Raw genomic sequence first — 13,763 nt, 5'->3', positions numbered from 1 at the left:
GGTTTTCGTGCAACTACACCCCTTGACTTGACGTTTTCCTGCATTCAGGATGCCTGGTGTGCAGAACGAAGGCAAAGCGACCGAACCGGACCGTCGTATCGTCGCGGCCCTCCAGCTCAACGGCCGGGCGTCCTGGGGCGCCATCGCCCGGCACGTCGGTGCCAGCGAGTCCACCGTCCTCCGGCGCGCCGAGAAGCTCACCGAGAGCGGCCGCCTGCGGGTCATCGGTGTCGTCGACGTCCTCCGGTGCGGGCTCGGCGTCCCCGTTCTCACGCGGCTGAAGTGCCGTCCCGGTACCGCCGCCGCCGTCGCCGACGCCCTCGCCGCCCGGCCCGACGTCCGGTACGCCACCGTGCTCGCCGGGAGCGCCGACTGCTCCGCCGAGTTCGTCCTGCCCTCCTACGCCGACATCGCGAGCCTGCAGGAAAACGGCTTCCCCGCCGCGGAGGCCATCCGGGACGCCGAGACCTTCGCCGTCATGCGGACCTTCACCTCGAACCACGACTGGGACTCCGGCGAGCTCACCCCCGAGGCGGCGAAGGAGCTGCGCGGCGGCGAGGTGCGGCCGTTCGAGGAGCAGCACTGGGAACACGCGCCCGAGCAGCTCGACGAGCTCGACCTCGCGATCTGCGCCGCCCTCGGCGAAGACGGGCGGCTGCCCTTCAAGGAAGTGTCCAAACAGGTCGGCACCAGCGAGTCCACCGTGGCCCGCCGGGTCGATTCGCTCGTCAGACGCGGCTGCCTGCGGTTCCGGACGCTCGCCGAACCCGCCATGTTCGGCTACGCCCTCGAGTTCATGCTCTGGCTGTCGGTCGTCCCCGGCGAACTCGACCGCGCGGGACAGCAGCTCGCCGCCCACCCCGGCACGAAGTACCTGAGCGCCACCACCGGCCGCTTCAACCTCGTCGGCCAGATCGTGCTGCGCCACTACGGGGAGCTCTACCGCCACACCACCGACGTCGTCGGCGCGCTGCCCGGGCTCCGGGAGGCCGACGTGACCCTGCAGGTTTCGACGCTCAAGCGCGCGTGGGCCCCGACGCCCGCCGCCAGCTTGGAGGACGCATGACCGACCAACCGTGGCAGTGGGACGAAAAGACGTGGCGCGGACACGTCGAGCACGTCCGCGCCGGGCGCTCGCTGCGCCCGGCGTCGTGGCCCGGCGGCGCGAAGGTCGCCGTCGCCCTGTCCTTCGACTCCGACCACGAGACGCCCGCCCTGCGCGACGGTGACGTCCTGCCCGGCAAGATGGCGCAGGGCGAGTACGGCGCCCGCGTCGGCGTGCCGCGCATCCTGAAGCTCCTGCGTCAGCACGAGGCGCCCGCGTCGTTCTTCATGCCCGCGGTGTCGGCGCTGCTGCACGACGGCGAAGTCAAGTCCTATGTGGACGATGGGCACGAGGTTGCGCTGCACGGCTGGATCCACGAACGCAACACCGCGCTCACCGAGACCGAGGAACGCGACCTGGCCTTCCGTGCCGCCGACGTCCTCGAACGCCTCGCCGGGACGCGGCCGGCCGGGATCCGGACGCCGTCCTGGGACTTCTCCGCGCACACCCTCGCCATCACGCGCGAGCTGGGCCTGAAGTACGACTCGTCGCTGATGGCCGACGACGACTGCTACGAACTCGTCGAGAACGGCGAACCCACCGGCGTCGTCGAGCTGCCGGTGGAGTGGATCCGCGACGACGCGCCGTACTTCATGATGGACCGCTTCGCCTCGCTGCGGCCCTACACCCCGCCGCGCGGCGTGCTTTCGATCTGGCGCGACGAGTTCGACGCCGCCTACGCCGACGGCAGCCTCTTCCAGCTCACCATGCACCCGCACATCATCGGCCACCGCTCGCGGATCGCGATCCTGGCCGAGCTCCTCGACCACATCACCGGCCACGACGACGTCTGGTTCGCCACGCACGCGCAGATCGTCGACCACGTCCTGCGGGAGCAGCCATGACCACTGTGGACACCACCGTCGTCTCGCACAAGCTGACGGCGCAGCAGCGCAAGGCGATCGTCGCCGGGGCCGTCGGCAACACCGTCGAATGGGTCGACTGGGCCGTCTACGCGACGTTCGCCCCGGTCTTCGCCGGCCAGTTCTTCGCCGGCGGCAACGAAACCACGGCCCTGCTGTCCACTTTGGCCGTGTTCGCCGTCGGGTTCGTCATGCGGCCGGTCGGCGGCGCGGTGCTCGGCGCGTACGCCGACCGGAAGGGCCGCAAGAAGGGACTCACGCTCACCATCTCGTTGATGGCCGGGGCGTCGATCGTCATCGCGGTGTGCCCGACGTACGCGCAGATCGGGGTGCTGGCGCCGATCGTGCTCCTGCTCGCCCGGCTCGTGCAGGGCTTCTCCGCGGGCGGCGAGTTCGGCTCGTCGTCGGCGTTCCTCATCGAATCGGCCGCGCCCGGCCGCCGGGCGTTCGCGGGTTCGTGGCAGCAGGTTTCGGTCGGCCTCGGCTCGCTGCTGGCCGCGCTGATGGGCACGATCCTCAACTCCACGCTGGCGGACGCCGACCTGCACGGCTGGGGCTGGCGGCTCGCGTTCGGCCTCGCCGGGCTGCTCGGCCTGGTCGGCCTGTGGCTGCGGGTGTCGGTGCACGAGACCGAGGCGTTCACCAAGATCGCCACGAAGTCCCGCCGCAACCCGGTGGTCGCGATGCTGCGCGATCACCCGAAAGCCGCGCTGCGCGTGGCCGGCGTGACCATCGCCGGGACGCTGATCTACTACGTGTGGGTCTCCTACATGCCGGCCTACGCCCACCTGGCCACCGGCATCCCGCTCAAGACGGCGCTGCTGGCGAACACCCTGGCCATGGTCGTGTTCATCGCGCTGCTGCCCTTCGGCGGCCTGCTGTCCGACCGGCTCGGGCGCAAGCCGACGATGACGGTGTTCGCCGGCGGGTTCGTGGTGTTCGCCTGGCCCGCGTTCCACTTCCTGGGCAACAGCTTCTGGAGCGTGTTCGTCATCGAGCTGATCGGGCTGGTCCTGATCGTCGGGTACTCGGCGAACTGCGCGGTGATCATGGCCGAGCAGTTCCCGCCGGAGGTCCGCACCACCGGCATCGGCCTGCCGTACGCGCTCGCCGTGGCGATCTTCGGCGGTACCGCGCCGTACGTCACGACCTGGCTGAACGCGAACCACCTCGGCAACCTCGTGTGGGTCTACGTCGCGGCCGCCGCGCTCATCGGCGTCGCGGTCTACCTCACCATGCCCGAGACGAAGGGGAAGGAGCTGTAGTGCGGACCGTGCTCGTCACCGGGGCCGGCGGCGGCATCGGCGCCGCGATCGCGGCCCGGTTCGCCGCCGCGGGCGACCGCCTCGTCCTGTCCGACCTCCGCGCAGCGGAACTGTCCACAGTGGCAGCCGGACTGGCCACGGAGGTCGTCGAGCTGCCCGGGGACCTCGCCGACGCGGAGTACGCCGAAGGGCTCGTCGAGCGGGCCGGGCCGGTCGACGTCCTCGTCAACGCCGCCGGGATCTACCCCGCCACTCCCCTGCTGGACATGACCGCGGCGATCTGGGACCGCGTGCAGGACGTCAACGTCCGGGCCGCGCTCCTCACGACCGTCGCCTTCGGACGGGCGCACGCGGCGGCCGGGACCACCGGCAGCGTCGTCAACATCTCCTCCGGCGCGGCCACCCGGGCGCGGCCCGGCGCCGCGCACTACGCGACGTCGAAGGCCGCGCTGGAGATGGTGACCAAGGCCTGCGCGGTCGAGCTGGGGCCGCACGGCATCCGCGTGAACGCGGTGAGCCCGGGCTTCGTCACCGTCGACAGCGACGCGAACCCGGTCACCGAGGCGTACGCGGCGGCGGTGTCGGTGAACCCGCTCGGCCGGCGCGGCGAACCCCGGGAAATCGCCGACGCGGTGTTCTGGCTCGCCGGTCCCGAGGCCGGCTGGATCACCGGCGCCGTCCTGCGCGTCGACGGCGGTTCGACCGCGGGCGCGGCCGGGCTGCCGCTGCACTGGAGCGGGGAGACACCCGTCCAACAAGGAGAGGAAGCGCATGCCTGACCGGCGCTCGTACACCGTGGTCGGCGGCGGCGCGATCGGCGGGACGCTCGCGTTCCACCTCGCGCGGGCCGGGCACCCGGTGTCCATCGTGGACGCCGACGCGGGCCACGTGGCCGCGATCGCGGCCCGCGGTCTCACCCTGCGCCGCCCCGGCGGCGACGAGACCGTGGAGCTGCCCGCCTTCGTCCCGGACGAGGCCCCGCCGGTACTCGGCCGGGTGCTGCTGGCCGTCAAGGCCCAGGCCACCGAGGCGGTGTTGCCGTGGCTGGCCCCGCGGCTCGCGTCGGACGGTTTTGTCGTCTCGCTGCAGAACGGGCTCAACGAAGGGCTGATCGCGGCCCACGTCGGTCCGGAACGGACGGTCGGGGCGTTCGTGAACCTCTTCGCCGACGTCGTCGAGCCCGGCGTCGTGCGAGACGGCGGGCTCGGCGCGCTGGTCGTCGGCGAGCCCGACGGCCGGATCACCGGCCGCGTCGAGGAGGTCGTCGCGGACCTGCAGGCGTGGGGCCCGGCGAAGGCGACCGCCAACGTCGAGGGCTACCTGTGGGCGAAGCTCGGCTTCGGCGCGATGCTGACCACGACGGCGCTGGCCGACGCGCCGATGGCCGACCTGATCGACCGGCACCGGCCGCTCATGCACGCGCTCACCGCGGAGGTGTTCGCCGCGGCCGGCGACCGCGTCCTGGAGCCGTTCGACCAGTTCGACCCGGCCGCCTACCTGCCGGGCGCGACCGGGCGCGAGGCGGCGACCGACCGGCTGGTCGCGTGGCTGCGGACCCAGCCCAAGGACCGCAGCGGCATCTGGCGCGACATCGCCGTCCGGCACCGCCCGGTCGAGGTGCACCACCACTACGCGCCGGTGCTCGCGGCGGCGGACGTCCCGCTGCTGCGGGCGATGCTGACCCGGCTGCGCGACGTCGAGACCGGCGCCGCCGCGATGTCCGAAGACCACCTGACCGAACTGGAGCGAGCGCTGTGATCCGCGAACTGCACGAGTGGGTGCGCACGCACCGCGACGACCTCCTGGCCGACGTCGCGGCCTACGTGGGCATCGAGACGCCCAGTGACGACAAGTCCGCTCTGGACCGTGGACTGTCCTGGGTGGACGGCTGGCTGCGCGAACGGCTGGGTTCCCCGGGATGCGTCCGGGACGTCGACGGCGGGCAGTACGGCGACATCAAGGTCTACGACTTCCCCGGCGCCGGCGAGCCGGTGCTCCTGCTGTGCCACTACGACACGGTGTGGCCGCTCGGGACCCTCGCCGCGTGGCCGTTCACCGTGGACGGTGACCGCGCGACGGGACCGGGGATCTTCGACATGAAGTCGGGCCTGGTGCACGCGGTGTGGGCGCTGCGCGCGCTGGACGCCGCCGGGCTGCCGCGCCCGGCCGTGCGGCTGGTCCTCAACGGTGACGAGGAGATCGGCAGCCCGGCGTCGCGCCCGGTGATCGAGGAGGCCGCCGCGGGCACGCGCGCGACGCTCGTGTTCGAGGCGAGCGCCGACGGCGCGGTGAAGACCGCGCGCAAGGGGGTCGGCCTGTTCCGGGTGCGCACGACGGGCGTCGAGGCGCACGCCGGGCTGGACCCCACCAAGGGCGCGAGCGCGATCGACGAGCTGGCGCGGGCGGTGCTCGCCCTGCACGGGCTGTCCGATCCGGACGCCGGCACCACGGTCAACGTCGGCGTGATCACCGGCGGCACCCGGCAGAACGTGATCGCGGGCGCGGCGTCCGGCGAGATCGACGTCCGCGTGTCCAGCGCGGCCGAGGCGGCGCGCATCGACGCCGGCCTGGCGGCGCTTTCGGCGCACGACTCCCGGGCGGCGGTCGAGGTGACCGGCGGCTGGAACCGGCCGGTGATGGAACGCTCGGCAGCGATCGCGCGGCTGTACGAACTGGCGCGTGAGGAGGCCGCGGAACTGGGCCTCACGCTGCGGGAATGCTCGGTCGGCGGCGCCAGCGACGGCAACTTCGTGGCGGCACTGGGCCACCCGGTCCTGGACGGCTTCGGCGCGGTCGGCGACGGCGCGCACGCCCGGCACGAGCACATCAGCGTCGAGGGGATGCTGGAACGGACGGCGCTGGCGGCCGCCGTGCTGCACCGGCTCGCCGGCTGACCGCTGTCGGTTTGCAACCGGGTGCCGCGGGGTACTACTGCTCTCGTAAAGCAACCAGTTGTGAGGTGGGAGCAGTGCGGGAAGCGCGGTCGAGGTGTCCGATCAACCTGTCGCTCGAGATCTTCGGCGACCGGTGGACGCTGCTCGTGCTGCGTGACGTCGTCTTCGGCGGGGCCCGGCACTTCCGCGAGCTGCTCGGCGGCGAAGAGCGGATTTCGTCGAACGTGCTGGCCGACCGGCTGGCCGTGCTCGTCGAGTACGGGCTGCTGACGCGAGCCGGCGATCCGTCGCACAAGCAGAAGGTCACCTACAGCCTGACCGAGCGGGCGATCGACCTGGTGCCGGTGCTCGTGCAGCTCAGCGCGTGGGGTGTCCGGCACCTGCCGGTGGCCGACGAGTACGCGGCCCGGGCCGCGGTGCTCACCGCCGGCGGTCCGCCGCTGTGGGAGGCCTTCATGGACGAACTGCGCGAGACCCACCTCGGCACCCGTCGCGAGGAGGCGCCGGACGGCCCCACCGTCGTCGAGCGCCTGGAGGCCGCCTACGCGGCATCCGTGCGCGACCGACGAACGGAGTGATCATGGAAACGCGCCTCGACGAACGGTTCAGCGACCCCGGCACCGAGCCCACCGGCTGGGCGGAGACCGTCAAAGCTCTGGAAGCAGCCCAGATCAGCTGGCTGACGACAGTCCGTGCGGACGGCCGCCCGCACGTGACCCCGCTGGTCGCGATCTGGCTCGACGGCGCCCTGCACTTCAGCACCGGCGAGACCGAGCAGAAGTACCTCAACCTGACCGCGAACCCGAACGTCGTGCTGACCACGGGCCGCGACTCGTGGGACGACGCCCTGGACGTGGTGGTCGAAGGCACCGCCCGGCGCGTCACCGGCCGGGCCGAGCTGGCACGGCTCGCCGAGGCGTGGCTGGCCAAGTGGGACGGCAGCTGGGTTTACGAGGCGACCGACGAAGGGCTCCGACAGGGTGGGCACGACGCGGCGGTGTTCGCGGTCGAGCCGGCGAAGGTGCTCGCCTTCGGCCGGAAGCGCTCGAGGACCGGCAAGTCGATGCTGTCCACAGTGGAGTTCACCCACACCAGCCACGTGCCCGCGGGACGCTGACCGCCACCCTGGCCCCCGATGCAGTGAATGACTCATTCCTGGCGTCCGGCGCCAGGAATGAGTCATTCACTGCGACACGGGAGAGCTCACGCCCGGCCGAAGACGCGTGCGCGCCGCCGGGTCCGCAGCCGGCCGGCGACCGCGTCCTCCAGCAGCGCTCCGACCGTCTCGCGGGCGCACGCCTTGTTGGCGCCGATCCCGCCCGAGGGCCCGCGCTTGATCCACCCCGCCACGTACGTTCCCGGCTCGACCCGCCCCGAGACGTTGGGCACGGTCCCGGTGGCGGGGTCGAACGGGAGCCCGGCCACGGGCGCACCGCGGAACCCGGCCGCCCGGACGACCCGGCCGGCGAGGATCTCGACGTCACCCGAGGGGCCCGACACGCGGACGCCCCGGACTTCGCGGTCGCCCGTGAACGCGACCGGGGAAGAGTGGAACCGCAGGACGATCCGCCGTCCGTCCGACGGCGGGGACGACCAGTCCACCGTCTCGCGCGGCACCCCCCGCAACCAAGCGGCTTTCCCGTGGGCGCCGTCGATCGCCGCCCCGACCCGCGGATCGTGCGCGTCCACGACGAGGTCGCCGCGGGCCGCCAGCGCCAGCAGTTCCGATCGGGTGTACGCGGCGTCCTCGGGCCCGCGCCGGGCCAGCACCACGACCTCGCGCACCTTGCTCGACCGCAGCCGGGCCAGGGCCGCGGGCGCGATCCCGGTCCCGGCCAGCGATTCCGGCGAAGCCGTCAGGATCCGGGCGATGTCGAGGGCGACATTGCCCGTGCCCACCACGACCACCCGCTCGGCCGAGAGGTCCACGGCGGCCGGCGCGATGTCCGGGTGGCCGTTGTACCAGCCGACCACCGAAGCGGCCGGCAGGCTGCCGGGCAGGTCTTCTCCGGGGACATCCAGGCGGCGAGCCTCAGTGGCCCCGACCGCGTAGATGACCGCGTCGTGCCGTCCGGCCAGTTCGGGACCGGCCTCGACGCCGAGCCTCAGCCGCAGGCGGGGGTGGTCGTGGTACCGCGCGAACGTCTCGCCGATCTTCTTCGTCGACGGGTGGTCGGGCGCGACGCCGTAGCGGATCAGGCCGCCGGCCGTCGCCAGCCGGTCGATCAGCGTGACGCGGGAATTGGTGTGCAGCAACAGGTCCTCGACCGCGTACATCCCGGCCGGGCCGGTACCGACGACCGCGACGTCCAGCGGCGCGAAGTCGCTGGGCAGGACGCGGCCGAAGACCGGCGGGGACCAGCGGTGGAAGTTCGGGGCGGTCGTGGCCTCGGCGAGGACGTCACGGCCCGCGTAGAACTCCGCGTTGAGCTCCTCGTAGACCTTCAGCGGCCCGGTCAGGTCGCCGGCCGGGAAGATCGCGTCGACCGGGCAGGCGTCGGCGCACGCGCCGCAGTCGATGCAGGTCGCCGGGTCGACGTAGAGCATGTCGGTCGTCCCGAAGTCCGGCTCGTCCGGTGTCGGGTGGATGCAGTTGACCGGGCAGACCGACACGCAGGACGCGTCGGCGCAGCAGGTCTGGGTGATCGCGAACGCCATGTCAGATCAGGTTCGCCCGCTTGTAGAACCACAGCGACGGCTTGGTGAGCAGCCCGGCGGAGTGCAGGAACTCCATCAGCCCGGAACAGCTCGAGCGCAGCATCGACTTGTGGTGCTCGTTGGCCTTCGCCTCGCGCCGCGCGCGCTTGCCGTCGAGCCCGGCGTTCTCGTACACCTTGGCGTTCCACATGCTGCCGACGATGACGTAGGACGCGATCGCGACGACCAGCGCGTTGACCTGCCGCCGCACCCAGCCGGCGCCCTCGAGCCGCTGCCGGGTCTCCTCGCGCGCGAACTTCATGTGGCGCGACTCTTCGACGACGTGGATGTTGTTGATGGTCCGCACGAACGGGACGACGCGCTCGTCGCGCATCCAGTCGCGCTGCATCACGTCGAGCACCTCTTCGGCGACCAGGATCGCCGCGTAGGCCGCTTCGCCGGTCGCGGTCGCCTTGAAGATCCGGCCGGCCTCGACGACGAACCGGCGCGGGCGGTAAGCGGGCGCGCGCAGCTTCGCCGCGCCGCGGGCGAACATGATCGAGTGCCGGCATTCGTCGGCGATCTCGGTCAGCGCCCACTGGAACGCGGGGTCGGTCGGGTCCTTCGCGTAGAAGTCCCGCAGGATCATCTGCTGCAGGATCATCTCGAACCAGATCCCGGTGCTGGCCACCGACGCCGCCTCCTGGCGGGTCAGCTCGCGCTGCTGCTCCGGCGTCATCTCCGCCCAGTAGGACGTGCCGTAGAGCGTGCTCCACTCCGGGCTCGCGCCGTGGTAGCCCGTGTCCAGCGGCGTTTCCCAGTCGACCTCCTTGACGGGGTCGTACGAGAGCTGCTCCGACGAGTCCAGCAGCCGGCGCGCGGTCGTCTCGCGGTCCGAAGGCTCTACGGCCCCCGCTTCGCGTTCGCTGATGCTGGTCATCGCCGACCTCCTCGACAGGTGTTACCCGAGTTCACTGTTACCAACCGTAACACATACACCATCGAGTGCACACCCGTCGGCTCAGTCGCCGCGGAACTCGCTGGGCGGGACGCCGAGCAGGCGGTGGAACATCGTCGTGAACGCGCCGGGACGGGCGTACCCGAGAGCGGCCGCGACCTCGGCCACCGGAGTACCCGCCGCCAGCAGCGGCAACGCGTGCGGCACGCAGGCCCGGCGCCGCCACGGCGCGAGCGCGAGCCCGGTCTCGGCACGGAACCGCCGGTGCAGCGTCCGCTCGGCGACGTGCAGCCGCGCGGCCGACACGGGCGGCCGGACGTCGATCCGCGGTTCGGCCAGGAACTCGGTGCACCCGGTGCGGCGGGACCGTCCACGCGCCGTCGGCCGTGTCGACCCGCATCGACCCGGTGACGCCGTAGAGCACCTGGGCCCGCCGGTGCCGGTGCTCGGCGAGGACGTGGCCGGGCGGGTAGTCGGTGCCGATGGCCACCACCACCTTCACCGTCCTCTCGGACTCGGGATCCTGTCCGGCGTGACGACCGCGCTGTTCGGCTTCGGTGGCGGATTCGTGACCGTGCCGGTGGTCTGCGCCGTCGCCGCCCGCGGGCCGGACGCGATGCGCGCCGCGGCCGGGACGTCTGCCGCGGCAATGCTGGTCAACTCGCTCGGCGCGACGGTCACCGTGGTGCGCGCCGGGCGGCTTCGCCGCGAGTACGTCAGGCCGCTGGGCGGGTTCATCGCGCTCGGCGAGGGCCTCGGCGCGCCGGCCGCGACCAGCGTCGCGGACGGGGTGCTGCACGCGCTGTTCGCGGGGTACCTCGCCCTGACCATCGTGGACAGCGTGCTGCGGCGGGGTTCCTCACCAGCGGGGAGCCGCGGCCGCTGAGCCGCCTCACCGCGTCCGCCGGCGGCGTCGGGATCGGCGCGGTCGCGGCGTTCCTCGGCGTCGGGGGCGGCGTGCTGACCGTGCCGCTGCTGCGCCGCCGCGGCCTGCCGATGAGCGACGCGACCGCCCTGGCCAACCCGCTGAGCCTGCCGATCGCGGCGATGGTGACGGCCGTCTACCTGGCCGCGCCGGGCCCCGCGGCCCTGGACCCGGTGGCGGCGGGCCTGCTGCTCGCGGGGTCCCTGCCCACCATCGCGGTCCTGCGGCGATGGCCGCCGGCCATCCCGGACCGGGCCCACGCCGTTGCTTACCTGGCCCTGCTCGGCGCGGCGCTCGTCACCGTCCTGGCCTGAGCCACTCGTCGGCGTGAACCGGCTCGCCGACCACCGACGTTTCGGTGTACATTCGTTCACTCAATCGCGTCGATCGGCAGGAACCGGTGCACTCAAGCAGCGACACCCCCACCCGCTCCGGGCCGTTCGGCTCCGGGCTGCTCGGGCCCCTCGACCAGGACGTGACCGTACTGCGCCGCCGCGTCCAGCGCCTGTTGACCGCGACCCTGATCGCCACGAACGTCATCGGCGCGGTGGTCGTCGTCGGGCTCGCGGCGCTGCTCATCCCCGCGCCGGGCATGTCCGGCGACCTCGTGCGGGTCACCGCGGTCGCCGTGCCGGTCTACGTCGTGTCGGCGGTCGTGGTCGGCACGCTCTGGGGCACCCGTGGGGCCTTGCGGACCCTGCGCTGGGCCGCCGAAGGACGATCGCCGACCGACGCCGAACGCGTCGCCAGCCTGCGCGTCCCCCTGCGGCTCACGCTCATGCAGGCCGTCCTGTGGGGCGTGGCGACGGTGGTGTTCGCCGCGCTGGCCGTGCTCCGGCAGCCCGCCGTCGCGCTGACCGTGTTCCTCGTCGTCGCGTTCGCGAGCGTCGTGGTGTGCGCGATCGCCTACCTCTTCGGCGAGTTCGCCCTGCGCCCGTACGCCGCGAGGGCCCTCGGCGGGACCGCGCCGCCGCGCCCGCTCAGCGGCGGCGTCAACCTGCGGATGCTGCTGTTCTGGTGCCTGGGCACCGGGGTGCCGGTGGCCGGTCTGGTCGTCACGGCGGTGCTGGCCTGGGTGCGCGGCGACGTCTCGACGACGAAGCTCGCGGTGTCGGTGATCGCGCTCGGCCTGGTCGTGCTGTGCTTCGGCCTGCTGGTCACCGTGTTCACCGCCCGCGCGGTGGTCAACCCGATCACGTCGGTCCGCGACGCGCTGGGCCGCGTCCGGGCCGGCGAGTTCGACGTGGCCATCCCGGTCTACGACGGCACCGAGCTGGGCCTGCTGCAGGCCGGGTTCAACGACATGGCGGCCGGGCTGGCCGAGCGGGAGCGGATGCGCGACCTGTTCGGCAGGCACGTCGGGCACGAAGTCGCCGTCGAGGCCATGCGCACGTCCGAAAGCAGCACCGAGCTCGGCGGCTCGGTGCGCACGGTGTCGGTGCTGTTCGTCGACCTCGTCGGGTCGACGGCGCTGGCCGCGAGCCGGCCGCCCGAAGAGGTCGTCGGCCTGCTCAACCGGTTCTTCACGGTGGTGGTCGACGAGGTCGACCGCCACCACGGGCTGGTCAACAAGTTCGTCGGCGACGCGGCACTGGCGGTCTTCGGGGCGCCGGCGCCGCTCGAGGACCACGCGACGTGCGCCCTGGCCGCCGGCCGCGCGATCGCCCGCCGGCTGGCGCTCGAGGTACCGGACGGCCCGGCGGGCATCGGCGTGGCGACCGGCGACGCGGTGGCGGGCAACGTCGGCGACCCGCGCCGGTTCGAGTACACCGTGATCGGCGACCCCGTCAACGAAGCCGCCCGGCTGACCGAGCTGGCGAAGAACGCGCCGGACCGCCTGCTGGCGTCGTGGACGGCGGTCGAGGCCGCGGCAGCGGAGGAAGCGGCGCGCTGGCGGGCCACCGAGGACGTCACCCTCCGCGGGCGCAGCCGCCCGACGACCCTGGCGTCACCCCGCTAGCGCCGCGGATCGACGTGGACCTTCGGGCCTGCGGGGTACTCCCCCGCGAGCACGGCACCGACCTCGCCGAGCCCGACGGTCGCGCCGACGAGCGGGCGGGGGTCGACGGCTCCGCCCGCGTAGGCCGCGATCGTGTCGGCCAGCCCCGGTGACGCGGACAGGACGCCGACGGCCGTGACGTCCTTCAGCACCAGCGCGCGGGTGTCGAGCGGGCTGGGCCGGCCGGACAGTCCGATGTAGACGACCCGGCCGGCCGGTTCGACGAGGTCCACGGCCAGCGCGGGCAGGTCCGCGGCGCCGGTGGCGTCCACGACCGCGTCGAAGGGCAGGTCCGGGAGCGTCGCGCGGGTCCAGACGTGCTCGAAGCCGAGGCCGCGCGCGAAGGCGCCGTCGTCCACGCCCAGGAGGTGCACCTCGGCACCCGCGGCGCGCAGGAACATCGCCGTCAGCAGCCCGATCGTTCCCGGGCCGAGCACGAGGGCCCGGTCACCGGCCCCGGCTTCCGTGGCCCGCGCCGCGCGCAGCGCGTTGCCGCCCGGTTCGACGAGCGCGCCGAGCACGGCGTCGACCTCGCCGGGCAGGGCATGCAGCGACCAGGCGGGGACGGCGAGCCGTTCGGCCAGCGCGCCGGGCCGGCCGCCGCGGATCCCGACTTCCTGGCGGTTCTCGCAGGTGTGCTGGTGGCCCCGGCGGCAGCGGCGGCAGGTCCGGTCGCCGAGCATGGTGTCGCCCATGACGCGCCGCCCGAGCCACGCGGCGTCGACACCCTCCCCCACGGCGGAGACCGTGCCGGCCCACTCGTGCCCCAGCCGCATCGGGTAGGCGGAGTGGCCTTGGTGGAGGTAGGCCATCTCACCGGTGAAGAACTCGACGTCGGTGCCGCAGACCCCGGCTCGTTCGACGTCGACGACGACCTCGCCGGGGCCGGCGAGCGGGACGGGAACCTCGTGGACGGCGCCTTGCCGCGGCCCGGTGAGCACGAAGGCCCGCATGGTCGAAGACATGGCAGCATGCTCGCATCCCCGGCCGCGCGACGATCACCGCGCCCCACTCGCCGCGGCGGTTATTCGCCCACCCGCCGCCACAGCGGGAAATAACGCGAACCGGAGTGAAAAGAATTCCTTACGACACCACGGAATTCGGGTAACGAGCCCGG

15 protein-coding genes are annotated in these 13,763 nt (G+C 73.0%); 11 read left to right on the top strand and 4 right to left on the bottom strand.

What is annotated here, in order from left to right:
- The first annotated feature begins 58 nt into the window (after positions 1-58).
- From ACZ4TR_RS29885 to ACZ4TR_RS29850, 8 genes are all read left to right on the top strand, one after another.
- A complete protein-coding gene (locus ACZ4TR_RS29885; protein ID WP_465290467.1) occupies positions 59-1,066 on the top strand; it encodes an Lrp/AsnC family transcriptional regulator in 1,008 nt (335 codons plus the stop codon).
- A complete protein-coding gene (locus ACZ4TR_RS29880) occupies positions 1,063-1,950 on the top strand; it encodes a polysaccharide deacetylase family protein (protein ID WP_465290465.1) in 888 nt (295 codons plus the stop codon). Before ACZ4TR_RS29885 ends, ACZ4TR_RS29880 begins: the two co-directional genes overlap by 4 nt.
- Positions 1,947-3,233 (top strand): MFS transporter, encoded by a 1,287-nt coding sequence (locus tag ACZ4TR_RS29875; RefSeq protein WP_465290464.1) that lies wholly within the window; start codon positions 1,947-1,949, stop codon positions 3,231-3,233. The genes ACZ4TR_RS29880 and ACZ4TR_RS29875 overlap by 4 nt, the downstream gene beginning before the upstream one ends.
- Positions 3,233-4,012: an SDR family NAD(P)-dependent oxidoreductase gene (locus ACZ4TR_RS29870; protein ID WP_465290462.1), complete on the top strand. Its 780-nt coding sequence runs from the start codon at positions 3,233-3,235 to the stop codon at positions 4,010-4,012. Before ACZ4TR_RS29875 ends, ACZ4TR_RS29870 begins: the two co-directional genes overlap by 1 nt.
- A complete protein-coding gene (locus tag ACZ4TR_RS29865) occupies positions 4,005-4,991 on the top strand; it encodes a ketopantoate reductase family protein (protein WP_465290460.1) in 987 nt (328 codons plus the stop codon). Before ACZ4TR_RS29870 ends, ACZ4TR_RS29865 begins: the two co-directional genes overlap by 8 nt.
- The gene (locus ACZ4TR_RS29860) at positions 4,988-6,127 is read left to right on the top strand and encodes a M20 family metallopeptidase (protein WP_465290458.1); all 1,140 of its coding nucleotides are present in this window, start codon (positions 4,988-4,990) and stop codon (positions 6,125-6,127) included. Before ACZ4TR_RS29865 ends, ACZ4TR_RS29860 begins: the two co-directional genes overlap by 4 nt.
- A gap of 74 nt (positions 6,128-6,201) precedes the next feature.
- On the top strand, positions 6,202-6,705 hold the full coding sequence (locus ACZ4TR_RS29855; RefSeq protein WP_465290457.1) for a winged helix-turn-helix transcriptional regulator: 504 nt from the start codon (positions 6,202-6,204) through the stop codon (positions 6,703-6,705).
- Between the two features lie 2 nt (positions 6,706-6,707).
- Positions 6,708-7,244: a pyridoxamine 5'-phosphate oxidase family protein gene (locus tag ACZ4TR_RS29850; RefSeq protein WP_465290456.1), complete on the top strand. Its 537-nt coding sequence runs from the start codon at positions 6,708-6,710 to the stop codon at positions 7,242-7,244.
- An 86-nt stretch (positions 7,245-7,330) separates the two neighbouring features.
- On the opposite strand, the gene ACZ4TR_RS29845 is transcribed toward ACZ4TR_RS29850, so the two are convergent.
- The 3 genes from ACZ4TR_RS29845 to ACZ4TR_RS29835 form a co-directional block, all read right to left on the bottom strand.
- Positions 7,331-8,785 carry an FAD-dependent oxidoreductase gene (locus ACZ4TR_RS29845; RefSeq protein ID WP_465290454.1) on the bottom strand — a complete coding sequence of 485 codons (1,455 nt, stop codon included), beginning with the start codon at positions 8,783-8,785 and terminating at the stop codon, positions 7,331-7,333.
- 1 nt (position 8,786) lies between these two features.
- Entirely contained in the window at positions 8,787-9,704 is a 918-nt protein-coding gene (locus ACZ4TR_RS29840; protein WP_465290452.1) for an AurF N-oxygenase family protein, read from the bottom strand.
- Positions 9,705-9,785: 81 nt separating this feature from the next.
- A complete protein-coding gene (locus tag ACZ4TR_RS29835; protein ID WP_465290451.1) occupies positions 9,786-10,028 on the bottom strand; it encodes a helix-turn-helix transcriptional regulator in 243 nt (80 codons plus the stop codon).
- A gap of 226 nt (positions 10,029-10,254) precedes the next feature.
- Between ACZ4TR_RS29835 and ACZ4TR_RS29830 the strand changes: the two genes are divergently transcribed.
- The 3 genes from ACZ4TR_RS29830 to ACZ4TR_RS29820 all read left to right on the top strand — a co-directional run bounded on the left by ACZ4TR_RS29830 (position 10,255) and on the right by ACZ4TR_RS29820 (position 12,607).
- Positions 10,255-10,608 carry a TSUP family transporter gene (locus ACZ4TR_RS29830; protein ID WP_465290449.1) on the top strand — a complete coding sequence of 118 codons (354 nt, stop codon included), beginning with the start codon at positions 10,255-10,257 and terminating at the stop codon, positions 10,606-10,608.
- Positions 10,605-10,961: a TSUP family transporter gene (locus ACZ4TR_RS29825; protein ID WP_465290719.1), complete on the top strand. Its 357-nt coding sequence runs from the start codon at positions 10,605-10,607 to the stop codon at positions 10,959-10,961. Before ACZ4TR_RS29830 ends, ACZ4TR_RS29825 begins: the two co-directional genes overlap by 4 nt.
- 86 nt (positions 10,962-11,047) lie before the next feature.
- Positions 11,048-12,607: an adenylate/guanylate cyclase domain-containing protein gene (locus tag ACZ4TR_RS29820; protein ID WP_465290447.1), complete on the top strand. Its 1,560-nt coding sequence runs from the start codon at positions 11,048-11,050 to the stop codon at positions 12,605-12,607.
- On the opposite strand, the gene ACZ4TR_RS29815 is transcribed toward ACZ4TR_RS29820, so the two are convergent.
- Positions 12,604-13,611, bottom strand: a complete 1,008-nt coding sequence (locus ACZ4TR_RS29815; RefSeq protein ID WP_465290445.1) for a zinc-dependent alcohol dehydrogenase — start codon at positions 13,609-13,611, stop codon at positions 12,604-12,606. The genes ACZ4TR_RS29820 and ACZ4TR_RS29815 overlap by 4 nt on opposite strands.
- Positions 13,612-13,763: the final 152 nt, after the last annotated feature.

The sequence above is a fragment of the Amycolatopsis sp. NPDC028719 genome (assembly GCF_055565395.1).
This window is presented reverse-complemented; position numbering and strand designations above follow the sequence as displayed.